We start from the raw sequence: 13905 nt of genomic DNA, 5'->3' as shown, positions 1-13905 counted from the left end.
GTTGTAATGCTTTAATTTGGTCAAACAGTTCTGGGAAAGCCTGACTATCATGAACATTCCCAGCGTGAATACTGTATCCTAGTGCCCAACCATATTTATCACAAGCTACTTGAGCATTATAAGCAAAAACTTGTTTGTGTTCTCCCTTATGAAACCAACCGCTATCAGAGTCGGTTGTAGAAATTTTCTTACTTGTGGGCTCTTTTTCTTTGGCGAGCCCTAGCAACTTTTTTCCGTGTTTCTCTCTATCCTTGGCAATTTCTCGCTCTAATTGGGCACTCATAAATTTAGCTTGCGCCTCTACTTCCTGATTGATGTATTTGTGAGTGTTAGCAGCTGCTTTAATATGAGTACCGTCCACAAAGATTTCAGTAGGGTCAATTAACCCAGCATTCAGGCAGAGCCCTAAGATATGAGAAAAGATCGCTTCAATGACTTGTTTATCTTGGAAACGACGGCTGTAGTTCTTGCCGTAAGTCGTAAAATGAGGCACCTTATCTTCTAGAGTCAATCCAAGAAACCAGCGGTAAGCCACATTGACGTCAATCTCTTTAATGGTTTGACGCATAGAACGAATGCCAAAGAGACATTGAATCATGGGAATTTTCACTAACATGACAGGGTCCAAACTAGGACGACCGTTATCCGCACAATAACTGTCTTTCACTAAGTCATAAATAAATGAAAAATCGATCGCTTCATCAATTTGACGCAAGAGATGGTCTTTAGGTACCAATTCATCTAAACTATAGAAACCAACTTGATGGCGATTATAGTTAGGATTTTCTTTGTGGAACATACTGAGACCTCCTAGAACTTCTTATCTTTATTATAACTCTTGGCAAAAAGAAAAGCCCTAGAAAAATCAATTCCTAGAGCTTTGTCTTCAATCTGAAATCGCTACTTAACGTGGCGATTTTTCTTTTTTGAGGGTTTGAAAAGCTATGATGGCTATGGAATAACTAACTACGGGAATGATTCATCCCAGCCACACAAGCCCAGCCGCCCCGAGCTCAGGAACTGCTCTGCTTTTTTAAAAAAGAGCAGCTGCTCCTTGCCAGACTCCCACAGAATTGACCGGAATAAAGTCCCAAACCTCGCTGCCATCAACCAACCGAAACCCAGGACCAACCCCCTGAAACAGCAGCTCCTAGCCACCTTCGCCAAAGCCCTCATCTACAGCTCTGTTCATCTTTTTTAAAATACAGGCATTGCCTGACCTTGAGTATATATATATACTGATGGGTGCTATAAATGAAAAGGAGATTAGAAAACATGGCAAAGCACCATTGGAGCAAGAAGGCGGTCCTAGCCACGCTTGTCATCAGTGCAGGATTATTGAGCGGACAGGGGACAGTGAAGGCATATGATAAACAAAAAGAAATTCAACGTGCATATAAACTAAAAGAGGAAATAAGTCATTTTCTAAGTGAGGTTACAAATCTTAAGAAAGAAGCTGATAAAGTGGTTTCAAGCTTTTCTGGAAAAGACGCAGTACTATTAAGCGATGAAAATTTGAACGTAGAAAACAAACTTGAAAAATTAACTCATAAAAAAGAACTGCAAAGAGTGACAGACGACTTACATAACACCAAACAAGCTTTAGAAAGTAAATCAGATGCTTTCGAAGTGGCATTAAAGGAGTACTTTACTAGTAAAGAAAAAGCCGATAGATTGGACTCACAAAATCATCATTTAATAAATGAAAATAAAGCTTTGGAAGAGGCAATGGTGACTCACTTCCAGGACTTAGAAAAAGCTAAAAAGAAGAATACTGAGCTAACTTCTGAAATCAAACAAGCTCACAAAGATGCTAAAGAATTAACGTCTGAGCGTGATAAACTTAAATCTGAGGTTGATAACTCTAACAAGGTTAACGCTGAATTAACCGAGCAAATAAAAAACTTGAAAGCTAAAACCAAGCTAACCTCAGAAGAACTAGACGAGACTAAAACTCGCGTTAGACGCCTTACAAATGATGTAGAAAATGCCGCCAAAGAAAAAGATGTTTTGCAAAAACAGCTCGACCAGGAAAAAACTGCGTTAACCAATCTTCAACAAAAATTCGCTGATGCTGATTCTCAAAACACTGCTGAAAAAACGAAACTGCAAGTCGAATTAGACGCTAAGAAAGCGCAAGTTTCTAACTTGCAAGCTAAGGTAGAAGAAAGCCAAGCAACTGTTAACAAGCTAACCTCTGAAAAGCAAGCGGCTGAGAGTCAGGTTTCTGCCTTAACTGCTGAAAAAGAGCAACTCACCAAGGACAAGGCTACTATCCAAGAGCAGCTGAAGAGTCAGACCCAATTGAGTGAGCAAGAAAAGGCTGAGTTGGATGCGAAAATCAAAGATCTTGATAGCAAAATCAAGGCTAAAGACTCTGATATTAGTAAGCTGCAAGAGCAGTTAAACACAAGCACACAAAAAGTCAAAGATACCGAAACTAAATTGGCTGACTTAGCAGCCAAAAAAGCTCAAGTCGAATCTAAACTTAAGGACTTAAGCAGCCTCAGCTCCGAAGAAAAAGCCAAACTGCAAAAAGAGTTAGATGCTCTAAATGCTCAGCTTCAAGCACTCAAAAAAGAGCAGGACAAAGCTCCAAACACTCCGGAAACGCCTAAGGTTCCTGAGGCTAAGCACGAGGAAAAACCAGCTGAGCCGAAAGCTCCAGAAACACCTCAAGTCAAGCCTGAAACAGACAAAGACAAACCAGGTCAAGCGGCTCCGCAAACTGAGCCTAAAAAACACAGTATTCCTTGGACAGCGTTGACCCCAGCGACTCCAAGCACCGATGCTAAAGGAAATAGCGCCAAAAATGGCAAAGACGGCAAAGCCGCACCAGCTGACAAACCAAACAAGAGGAAGGTAGCTTCTACTAGCACACCAAATCCAGCAGCACATACTGCTAAGACAGCACCAAGTGCACACATTGCTGCGTCATTGCCACAAACGGGTGACAGTGTCAACCCATTCTTCACCATGGCAGCTCTATCTGTCCTTACTTCTGCTGGTCGGCTTGCCACTAAACGCAAAGAAGACTAGTCAGATTTGGATGACAGTTCTACTCCGTAAGATAAAACCTTAGTGATTAACAAAATGGCTTTCCACACTTCCCGTGGAAGGTCATTTTTGCTCGCTTTAACTGCTGTTGTCATTCCTCAAAATCCCTTAACATAAGCATTTAAAACGCTTCCTAATGCTTTAATCATAACTTTGCAAGCCCGGCAAATCCTGAGCTTAAGTATATATATATATATACTGGTAGTTGCTGTAAAAAGCTTAGAAATGAAAAGGAGATTAATTTAATATGGCAAAACACCATTGGAGCAAAAAGGCGGTCCTCGCATCACTCATGCTAGGGGCAAGCGTTTTGGTGACAAGTACAACTCAGGCAACAGAACCACCAACAGATAGATTTGATAAAACTATTTTCGATTTAACTACTGAAGGCGCTTTAAGTCAAACCTATAAATTACCAAGACAGCATCTACAAGTTAATAAAAATGTAGAATCTATACTCTCAAAACTTAAAACCGAAGACTTGGTTTCCTTATTTAAAGGAGTTTTTAGAGAGTCTATGTACTCAGATGACCAACAAGCAAAAGCAATCTATGATTTAGTCACTAATTCTGGTCTGTATGCTCTATTGTCCCCTACTTCGATGAACTGGAATAAAGATCTCTTCCCCGAAATGATTCTAAATGAGATGTTAAGACGTGGTGAAAAATATCAAAGTCTTATTGAAAATTGGCGTGAAAACGATAGAGAGGCGCAAAGAGTCAAAACTGACTTAGAAAAAAAGTTAGCTAAGGTCGAAGATGAAAGTAAAACCTTAAAGACTGAAAGCGAAACACTTGCTACTCAACTTAAGGATTCTAAACAAACCAACAACGACCTTCAAGCTAAAACAAAAGACTTAGAAGCTCAAGCGAAGAAAGCAGCAGATGAAGCTAAGGCCCTACATGAGCAAGTTGCTGAAACTACTAATCAAAATAATGATTTACAGGCGAAATTGGCTGAAGGTCAGAAAAATTTAGACAGCCTTCAACAACAACTCACCTCAGATAGAAAACTCTCTGAAGAAGAAAAAGCGAAACTGCAAGCACAATTAGATGCTAAAAAAGCTGAAGTTGATGGTCTGAAAGCCCAAGTTGCTGAATCATCTGAGAAACTTCAAGCTCTTGAAGAAGCGAAAAAAGAGGCTGAGGCGAAAGTTAACAGCTTGACAAGTGAAAAAGCTGAGATTGAGGCGAAGCTAAAAGATCAAAGTCAACTTAGTGAAGAGGAAAAAGCGAAGCTTGAAAAACAATTAGCTGATATTCAAAGCAAAATCGCTGAAAAAGATGCTTCAATCAAGTCGCTTGAAGGTCAGCTTGACGCCCTCAAACAGCAGGAGCATGACACAGCACCAAGTACTCCGGAAACACCTCAAGTGCCTGAAGTGAAACCTGAGGATAAACCAAAAGCACCAAGCACTCCAGAGGTTCAACCAGTTCCGGAAACTAAGCCGCAAACGCCACACGCACCTGAAGCTGGTAAGCCAAGCACGCCGAAGAAACCGGAAATCAAGCCGGCTCCGACCCCTGCTATTCCAGAAGTGAAGCCAAGCAAACCACACACTCCGGAAAAACCAGGTAAGGCTCATCCAGCGGCGCCAAAAGCACACCACACAGCAACTCCTACGGCTCCACACATGGCAACACAAAACACTGCTGCGCCATTGCCACAAACAGGTGATGCTGCGACCAACCCATTCTTCACTGTGGCAGCCCTATCTATCATGGCTTCTGCTGGCGTCCTCGCCACTAAACGCAAGGAAGACTAGTCAATTGCCTTTCTAGCCACGCTATTGGCACAACTGCCACTCTTCTATAATCCTTTCAAAGCAAAAAGGGGGCCGCTCTCTCCTATCAGCCCTCACTCTAAAAACCAATTCCAATGACAAGCTTTCCACGATACCTAGCGTGGAAAGTTTTTTGCTTAGCTGGCTGTAAGAGCGGTGCCCCCAGGCATCAGTTGATCAGCGTTCAGCAACAACAGACTGACTAAGAAGCTTTAAAAGGAAAATTTCTGTAGGCAAACTTTCGCAGCACGCATGACAAGAAAGCAGCAAGCTATAATCTATCTAAAAGTAGCTCCATATAGTTTTGTCTGAGATTATGATATAATGATTGTCAAAGGAGATGCTATGATGCACGTTTTAGAAAAAAATACACAGGTGAATTTTAAAACAAACAGTATTTTGCTAGAAAAAGCGAAAGCTATTGTCACCGCCCAAAACCTTGATATGACAGCTAGCTTTAACTTGTTTTTAGAGAGCATTGTCGAAAATAAGGCCCTACCATTTGAAACTAGCGCAGATAAGGAGCGGCAGGAACTATTAGCAGAACTACGTTCTGAGATTGCTCAAAGTTTTGCCGACTTGGAAAATCGTAGAACTTATAAGCTTAACGAAGTGAGGGCTAATCTTGGTATCTGATGACATTACTTACAGCCTTATTATCCCCAAAACCGTATAAGAGCAGCTCGAGGCTATTAAAAACACTATTGCAACGGCATACTTTTCAGATCAGGGGGGGCTAACACCGTTAATAATATTCTTTATGGGTTAGAACGCCTTGAAAGTTTTCCAGAAGCAGGCTTTAAGGCAGACGAAAGAGTGGGAGCAAGCATCTACTCGCCCTATGAGACGCGGGGCATGATTTTAGGGGAATACCTAGCCTTCTACCACATCTTAGAAGAGCAAAAAATGGTCTTTTTATCTGACATTATCCATAGCAAGCAAAGCTATATACAATTGCTCAAGAAGAAATAAGGCCACTAAGATGAATAAGATTTGGCTTTGAAGTTTTAAGTGGCTGAGACGCTTAGAAAGCGGATTACAGTAGCTTTGCAACTTGACAATAAAAAACTGGGTGATTAACAAAATGACTTTTCCGCAATTAACTCACGGAAAGGTCATTTTTGCTGGCTTGAACTGCTACTGCGATTTTTAAAAAATCCCATCACATCAGCGATTAAAGCGCTTTCTTATTTCTCAACCATAAGTTTATAAGCCCGGCAATTCCTGACCACTGCACAATTCTTTTTCTAAAGTTTTTTTGCCCAATACCATCTGGAGTATCAATCTACTGTCCTGTTCGCTACATTTCTACTGCATTTAACTTAAACGTATAATTATATTTCATACAAAAAAACCTTTCACTGGATTAGTCCAGTAAAAGGGGTACATATCAATTTATAATAACGGGAGGTGTTTTTAATTGAACAGAATAATTTCCGTAGCACCATCTAGATAGCGGCTAGGTGGTGTTTGGTACTTTTAAACAAAAAAGTACGCTATCCAATTGATAACGTACATGATATAATTATTGACTGGCACTACTATACCTGCCTTAGCTAAGGAGGTGACGTCTATGTGCGAAATTATCTTCACAACTATCATCGCACCGCTATTGGTTGGAATAATCCTGTTATTAATCCAGAAATGGCTTGATGACAGTGCTGATTAGTGCTTCTATTGCAAAATAGAAAAAATCCCTTGCATTTGTAGGATTTTGCAAGGGGTTTTTATATTCGCCTATGTGCGACGAAATTATCTTCACTTCACCTAAATCATAACATATACAGTATTCAATTGTCAAAGAACTTGTAAATAAGAAAGTTAGTAAACAAATCACATTTTTATGTTGACTTGTTTTACACATAACTGTGAGACAAGCAACGATTGATACCGCCAAACACATAGACAAGCGTATTTTATCGTTAATATCTGAATAAAGATGAAGTCAGATAAGTTGTTGATTTCTTTAAAGATAAAGAATCAGCGTATGGTTATTGTGACTCACGTTTTATCCTTGACAGGCCTAGGGATTGGCGAGCTCTTAGCTCTCAGAGAGCATGATGTAGATTTTAAAAATAATAAAATTGAAGTCAGTGGCAGTTATGACTGTAAGCGAGGACTCAGAAGGAGCAACTAAAACAGCACAATCTACTCGCACCCTTTTTTAAAAAATAGAAAAAATAAGCATCAGAAACGCTGCTAAATAAGCCTTTCTTGTTACAATCATAAGTTTATAAGCCCGGCAAATCCTGACCTTAAGTATATATATATATATATATACTGATGGGTGCTGTAAAAAAGCTTAGAAACGAAAAGGAGATTAAAGAATATGGCGAAAAGTCATTGGAGCAAGAAGGCCGTACTAGCTACTCTAGCCATCAGTGCAGGATTGTTGAGTGGACAAGAGAGTGTAAAGGCAGATAACACTATTTTTGATGTAGACAGCACTATTGCTAGTCAACATTTTAACATAGAAGGTACAGAATTAGGTTTTTTATCAGGAGAATCTGATACAAAAGAACGTACTCAAAAAATTAAAGCTGCTATAGAAGGTATTAATACTAATTACTTATTAAAATTATATAGAGGTATGTTGTATCCCACGACATACGCTAATCACAACCAGGATGTTCCCTTAAATGATATAGAGTACTTGGAAGCACCTTCTAATGGAGGTGTTGCTTACTTCAGAAATCTGAAGGGATTAGGCTTGTTCCAATTAACTCCAACTTATGGTGGTTCCGGAAAAATATTTTTTAGAAGTCTAGTTGAAGAGGAAGTTAAACGTCGCCTTAAAGGTTTTGAAGATGCTGTTAATAATGTCAAAGAATTTAGCGAAAAAGGTAAGAAAATATATACTAAACTTGAAAAAGCTTCTGAAGAGCAAGAAAAACTAAGAACTGCTCTTGATAATAAAAAAGCTGAGTTAGCTAAACTTGAAACCGATAGTAAAGCGCTCTCCTCTCAATTAGAAGAAGCTAATAAAGAGTTAACCCTTAAAGTAAAAGACATTGAAACTCAATCACAAAAAGTTTCTGAAGCCTTGAAGGCTAGTAAAGATAGCGTTACAACTCTTACTCAACAAGTTGCGACGACCACACAAGAAAAGAATAGGCTACAGACACAACTTGATGCTGATCAAAAAAATATTGATGACTTAAAAGCAGAATTAGCATCAGACAAGGTGCGTAGCCAAGAAGAAAAAGCGAAACTCCAATCAGATTTAGCTAAAAAACAAGCTGAAGTTGACCAACTACAAGCCAAAGTTGATGAAAGCAAGGCTACTCTCGATAAGCTTACTGCTGAAAAAGCTGAGACTGATGCTAAAGTAGCAGAATTAACAGCTCAAAAAGCTGACATTGAGGCTAAACTTAAAGACCAAAGCAAACTTAGCGAAGAGGAAAAAGCTAAGCTTGAAAAGCAATTAGCTGATGTCCAATCTCAAATCAAAGATAAAGAAGCTACTATCAAGGGTCTTGAAAGCAAGCTGGCTGAAACTAAACCTGAGGACCAACCAGCTGAACCGAAGCAGCCGGAAAGCAAACCAGAAGTTCCAAGTCAGCCAGACGTACCTCAAATGCCAGAGGTAACGCCTGCTCCTAAACCAGCACCAGAGCTGCCTCAAGCTCCGGAAGCTAAACCACAAACACCACAAACACCACAAACACCAGAAACTGACAAACCAAGCACGCCGAAGAAACCGGAAATCAAGCCGGCTCCGACTCCTGCTATTCCGGAAGTGAAGCCAAGCAAACCACGCACTCCAGAAAAACCAGGCAAAGGCAAACCAGTCGCACCAAAAGCCCACCACGCAGCAACGCCTGCGGCGCCACACATGGCAGCGCCAAGTACACAAAACACTGCTGCGCACTTGCCACAAACTGGTGAAGCTACAGCTAACCCATTCTTCACCGTGGCTGCTTTATCTGTCATTGCTTCTGCTGGTGTACTTGCTACTAGACGCAAAGAAAACTAGCCCCTTTTTCCGTGCTAGTCAATCCTAGTGCTGCCAGAGTCTTCTATCAGACTAAAATAGTTTAAAACCGGAGCTAGTCTCTCTCCTAGACTTCCGCAACCATACCTAATTTCATGCAAATATGCAAAAGCAGCCAAGCACGATCAAGTGCTTGGCTGCTTTTTTGTCCTCACTCGCCTTTGCGGCTCTTACCTTAGCTAGTTGGCTAGCTAAGGCTGGACCACTGCTTCTACTCCTGCTTACCTGTCCGCAGCAGGCTGCTCTTGCTGGTCTGAGCTTGGTTTTTTTGCTTTTGTCTGATGGGCCAATCGGCGCTGCCGGAAAAAGCTTTGCAACAAGGCGGCACACTCCTCTGCTAGGAGCTGGCTTTCAACGGCAACGCGATGATTCAAGCGCTGATCTGTCAAGATCTGATACAGACTCTGCGCCCCGCCAAATTTTTGGTTGGCAGCTCCGTAGATGACCTGGGGGATGCGAGCCAGCCCAATCGCCCCACTACACATGACACAGGGTTCAATCGTCACAAACAAGGTGGTATCCAGCAAGCGCCAGTTGCCAACAGCCGCATTGGCCTCACTGATGGCCATCATTTCGGCATGCATTATGGCTTGGTTAAGCTCTTCTCTGGCATTATGCCCGCGACCAATAATCTGGCCATCCTTGACAATAACACAGCCAATCGGAATCTCGGCTTGGGCCAAGGATTTCTCCGCTTCCTTGAGTGCCTCTCGCATAAAGGCTATCTTTTCTGCTTGGCTATATTCCCTCACTACTTACTACCTACCTCACGGCTTTGATGCGGTAAGGACAGCTCCACCGGAATCCCGGCCGCATACTTTGTTGCCTCTTGCTGTAAAACCTCCAGGTGCTTTTTAGGGTCAATCCCTTGCGGTGGGACAGGCGGTACATGGGTCAAGACTAGCTTACCAACCCCAGCAGCCTTAGCAATTAGCCCTGCTTCTTTGGAGGAGAGGTGGGCAGGATGGTTAGCCACATCCTCATAAAAATAAACGTCCGCCAAAAAGAGGTCCGCACCGCGCGCAAAATCAGCCAGCTCAGCAAAATAACCCGTGTCGCCAGTAAAGACCAAGACCTGACCCGTTGCTCGCTCAACAATCCGCAAAGCATAGCAGACCACCGGATGGACTGTCTTGATAAAGGTAATCTCAAACGGTCCGATAGTCTCTGTGCCGTTGACATTGTAAGCACGGCCTTCTGAGACTTCTGGCATGGTTAATTTGGCAAACTCATGCTGGTCGGCATCATGACCATAGATGGGCAGGACTTTGGGCTGCCACAGGTGCTTAGGGTAGAGCTGGCGATAGTGGCGCAGCACACCTAAATCAGCGACATGGTCTGGATGATAGTGGGTAATAATGACAGCATCCAGGTCCAGGGGGCTGATTTCCTTTTCTAATTCGGTTAAGGCACGGCTACCCGCATCCATAAGCAGGTGAAAACCGTCGTGCCCAGTGATTAAATACGAGGTGGTTCCGCCATCTTGATAGGGATAGCCACCCCAAGATCCTAAGGTTGTTAATTTCATAATTGCACGCTCCTTTTACCTTCTATTATAGCAAAAATAGCAAAAAGGCGCTGGGGTGGCGGCTAAAAGCAAGTGGAAGGGAGTGCTTGAGAGAGGGGCAAGCTCCTAGAAAGAACCACCTAGCTTGGCTTGTCTTTGGGCGATAAGGGTCGCTAAGAGGGCCTTGATAGTATCGCCAGGCACAAAGGCGAGGTTAGCGACTAGGGCCTTGTCTAGGGGCATCCCTAGATGGCCTGCCAGCCAGACTGCTCCGAGCACATCCACTAGCAAAACGCCGCTCAGCCAGATATAGCCAAAGGTCCGACCAAAGCCACTAGCTGGCGCTAGCAGGGTTAAGCCCTCAAAGGTCAAAGGCACCAAGAGCCATGCCAGAACATAGCCTGCAGTTGGACCGACTAAAAGCGGCAGGGTCGTGGTGTGACCAGAAAAAATCGGAATAAAGCATCCGATGAGCAGGGTCAAGATAATGGTTAGACTGCCTTTGCGGCCACCTAAAAGCAAAGCAGCAAGCATAACCCCAAGGTTTTGCAGCACCAGAGGCACTGGAATAAAACCTAGGGGAATGGCCGGAATCAGGCCTAAAACACTGATTAGAGCTGTCATCATAGCTATTTTGGCTACATCACGCGTGGTAAACATATCATCCTCCATCATAAAAACATCATAAACAATAAGCGGCATGCTGATGCTAGGGTCCCAAACAGAGCTTGACTCCGATAAAACCTGGGTAGGCTTTTTAACAAAGGAGCGCGCAGAGCGCTTTGGGATGCTAGCTCTTGCCGTCTTTTTTTTAGTCTAATGGAGTTGGGCTTGTTTGTCAACTTGATTTTTCACAAAGGTTAACAAAGATGATAGACAAAAAGAAGCCAGATCTTCTGAGATGGCTCCTTGATGATTTCTGATTTCTTTGAGGTTTCTGATGGCTGTTAAAGTAGTCTGACATTAGCAACAGCGGACACAATCAGCTCCACCAGAATCACAGTAGCAGCCGAAGTCAACAGGTAGCTAGCGCCAGCAATCAGCCTGGCAGTCGCAACAGCGGACATAGCCAGACAGATAAGGGCAGACTGCCAGGACCAGTCCAAATGCAGGTTCACTAGAGAGTCACAAGCAAGGCTGGTTTTTAATGGCAGTGGTCTTGGTAAGACTTAGAAATTCCGGGATGATTTGTTGTAGCCATAGCGTTCCAAGAAGTCGGCTCGAAATTCCAAAAGCTGGTCATCCCTAATTGCTTGGCGCACCTGCTTCATCAGGTTAACCAAAAAGTAGAGGTTATGGTAGCTGGTCAGGCGAATACCAAAGGTTTCATCTGCCTTTAGGAGATGACGCAGATAGGCTCTGCTGTAATGCTGACAGGTATAGCAGTCACAATTGTGGTCAAGCGGGGTAAAGTCTTCTGCAAATTGGGCATTCTTGACCACTAGCCGACCCTGGCTGGTCATGCAGGTGCCATTGCGGGCAATCCGCGTGGGCAAGACACAATCAAACATGTCCACCCCACGAATCACACCATCAATCAGGCTATCAGGTGCCCCAACCCCCATCAAGTAGCGGGGCTTGTTCTCTGGCAGCAAGGGCGTGGTGAAATCCAAAACGGCATTCATTTCTGCATGAGACTCACCAACAGCCAGCCCGCCAATGGAGTAACCAGGAAAATCCATGCCAACCAGATCAGCAGCCGACTGACGGCGAAGATCTTCAAAGCCAGCCCCTTGGACAATCCCAAACAGACCTTGGTCATGGGGGCGACCATGGGCTTTGAGGCCACGCTCTGCCCAGCGGCTGGTTCGTTCGATAGACTTTTTGACATAATCATAAGGCTGGTAGAATTGTGGGCATTCATCAAAGCTCATCATGATGTCAGAACCTAGATTGTTTTGAATAGCGATAGCTTTTTCAGGGGATAGGAACATCTTTGACCCATTGAGATGGTTTTTAAAGGTGACCCCTTCTTCGGTGATGTTGCGTGAATCTGCTAAAGAATACACTTGAAACCCACCGGAATCCGTTAAAATCGGCTGATCCCAATTCATAAATGCATGCAAACCACCTGCCCGCGCAATAAGCTCATCACCTGGCCTTAACCAGAGATGGTAGGTGTTGGCCAAGATAATCCCTGAGCCCATCTGCTTAAGCTCTTCGGGTGACTGGGTTTTAACGGTAGCCTGGGTACCAACCGGCATGAACATAGGTGTTGGAAAGGTGCCATGCGGCGTGATAATCTCACCAAGACGCGCTCCTGTGTGCTTTTCTTTCTTGATGAGTCGGTATCTAATCGGACTTTCTGTCATTATTTCCTCGCTTTCAAGATAAACAGTCTTGTGCAATCTTTGTTACTACTTCTAAGAGCTTTCTTATTCTACCAAAAAAACAGCCGTTCAGCTATATGAAAGTCATAAAATTTCTGCCTGCCTTTTTTGAGACTAGCCCTTGTTTGAACTAGAATATCAGCTTTTTCCTAGAATTTTTGACAATAAAAAACCGCCTCAATACCTTCATGTCCCTTAGCTTTAACTGGGTGGAGCAGCTAAAAAGGACATCCAGGTAAACAAACGGTTAGGGACTGGGCTTTCCTGGCTGGCTTTGAGGCCACGCGCAGCTGAAGCCGGACAAAACGCACAGCTGGGCTCAGGCCAAACACAGCGACAGCTAGACTCAGAAAGGTCTAACAGAGGTTGCTCGCCTGCCAGGCGGCAAAAGAACGGCTAGCTGGCAAGGCACTAGCTGCTATTCCAGGCTGCCTTTAAGGCTGGTTTCAATATTAAGCCGTTTCTTATCAGCTGATAAGGTTGCGCCGATTACCTCTAACTCACTCTGTCTTGGTAGTAAGAGTTCCAGCTCATAGGGGTAAAAGGAGTAGGGGGCAACATAGGCAGCCTTGGCGCCCTGGCTAACGCGAATGCGGAGTTCAACCGGCCTATGAGGCATGGCGGCATTTTGCATCGCTGTGGTGCTCATAAAACTATACTTGAGATATGAAGTACCAGCCTTAATCTTATTAAGCACTTCTGGGTCGAACTGCCCATTCTTATAATATTTTGCTAAGTCATCCCGCGTGAGCCCTAAATCCAATAGGAAATCCTCATAAACATAACGATAAATAATAATATTCCAGGGGATCACTAACTTATGAGTAGCTTGATCTAAGAGCCTGACGGCCTGCTGCAGCTCAGGTGATAATTGTTGAATATTCCCTTTAACCTGGTCAATACTGGTATTGATTGGCGTTGCTTGGTTATAAGTATAAGCCTTCATCATCACTTTTTCATCTTCTGTAAAGTGAATCTTGCCTGACCAGCGGTCATTAATGATTGTATTGGTAACATCAGAATCTAGGAATTTAAAATAGGTCTTATCTCCCTCAAATACTACTGACTCGGTTTCATCATAGGGACCATTAGCCAAACTATAGGGCTGACCAACAACTAATGCACTTAGCAAACCGAGAGCAAGCACTAGTTGGCATACTTTTTTCTTCATCTCTTTATCCTTTTATATATCTTTGACCTTCCACAATGGCTTTAGCAGGTACTACCAAGTGGT

At 43.2% G+C, this 13905-nt stretch carries 11 protein-coding genes and 1 pseudogene; 6 read left to right on the top strand and 6 right to left on the bottom strand.

Annotation, left to right across the window (positions count from 1 at the left end; translation table 11 throughout):
- A partial coding sequence (locus GWD08_RS00815) for a transposase (protein WP_159563912.1) occupies positions 1-799 on the bottom strand: 799 nt, incomplete at its 3' end.
- Positions 800-1275: 476 nt separating this feature from the next.
- On the opposite strand from GWD08_RS00815, the gene GWD08_RS00810 reads away from it, so the two are divergent.
- The 6 genes and pseudogenes from GWD08_RS00810 (at position 1276) to GWD08_RS00785 (ending at position 8816) form a co-directional block, all read left to right on the top strand.
- The gene (locus GWD08_RS00810; protein WP_159563911.1) at positions 1276-3039 is read left to right on the top strand and encodes an LPXTG cell wall anchor domain-containing protein; all 1764 of its coding nucleotides are present in this window, start codon (positions 1276-1278) and stop codon (positions 3037-3039) included.
- Positions 3040-3304: 265 nt separating this feature from the next.
- Positions 3305-4822, top strand: coding sequence for an LPXTG cell wall anchor domain-containing protein (locus GWD08_RS00805; RefSeq protein WP_159563910.1), 1518 nt, complete (start codon positions 3305-3307; stop codon positions 4820-4822).
- A 366-nt stretch (positions 4823-5188) separates the two neighbouring features.
- Positions 5189-5476, top strand: a complete 288-nt coding sequence (relB, locus tag GWD08_RS00800; RefSeq protein WP_159563917.1) for a type II toxin-antitoxin system RelB/ParD family antitoxin — start codon at positions 5189-5191, stop codon at positions 5474-5476.
- Positions 5466-5812: pseudogene (locus GWD08_RS08875) on the top strand (type II toxin-antitoxin system RelE/ParE family toxin). The gene relB and the pseudogene GWD08_RS08875 overlap by 11 nt, the downstream one beginning before the upstream one ends.
- Before the next feature lie 601 nt (positions 5813-6413).
- Positions 6414-6509 (top strand): type I toxin-antitoxin system Fst family toxin, encoded by a 96-nt coding sequence (locus GWD08_RS00790; RefSeq protein WP_159543377.1) that lies wholly within the window; start codon positions 6414-6416, stop codon positions 6507-6509.
- 660 nt (positions 6510-7169) lie between these two features.
- Positions 7170-8816, top strand: a complete 1647-nt coding sequence (locus GWD08_RS00785) for an LPXTG cell wall anchor domain-containing protein (protein WP_159563909.1) — start codon at positions 7170-7172, stop codon at positions 8814-8816.
- A gap of 239 nt (positions 8817-9055) precedes the next feature.
- On the opposite strand, the gene tadA is transcribed toward GWD08_RS00785, so the two are convergent.
- From tadA to GWD08_RS00760, 5 genes are all read right to left on the bottom strand, one after another.
- A complete protein-coding gene (gene tadA / locus GWD08_RS00780) occupies positions 9056-9550 on the bottom strand; it encodes a tRNA adenosine(34) deaminase TadA (protein ID WP_159543512.1) in 495 nt (164 codons plus the stop codon).
- A gap of 35 nt (positions 9551-9585) precedes the next feature.
- Entirely contained in the window at positions 9586-10362 is a 777-nt protein-coding gene (locus GWD08_RS00775; protein ID WP_159543381.1) for an MBL fold metallo-hydrolase, read from the bottom strand.
- 105 nt (positions 10363-10467) lie between these two features.
- Positions 10468-11001, bottom strand: a complete 534-nt coding sequence (locus GWD08_RS00770; RefSeq protein WP_159563916.1) for a biotin transporter BioY — start codon at positions 10999-11001, stop codon at positions 10468-10470.
- Between the two features lie 509 nt (positions 11002-11510).
- A complete protein-coding gene (gene tgt, locus GWD08_RS00765) occupies positions 11511-12653 on the bottom strand; it encodes a tRNA guanosine(34) transglycosylase Tgt (protein WP_159563908.1) in 1143 nt (380 codons plus the stop codon).
- A 436-nt stretch (positions 12654-13089) separates the two neighbouring features.
- On the bottom strand, positions 13090-13842 hold the full coding sequence (locus GWD08_RS00760) for an ADP-ribosyltransferase (RefSeq protein ID WP_159563907.1): 753 nt from the start codon (positions 13840-13842) through the stop codon (positions 13090-13092).
- Between the last annotated feature and the right edge of the window lie 63 nt (positions 13843-13905).

Source organism: Streptococcus halichoeri (genome assembly GCF_009870755.1).
GTDB classification, from domain to species: Bacteria; Bacillota; Bacilli; order Lactobacillales; family Streptococcaceae; genus Streptococcus; species Streptococcus halichoeri.
Note: the sequence above shows the minus strand (reverse complement) of the source record. Positions and strands in the feature narration are given on the sequence as shown.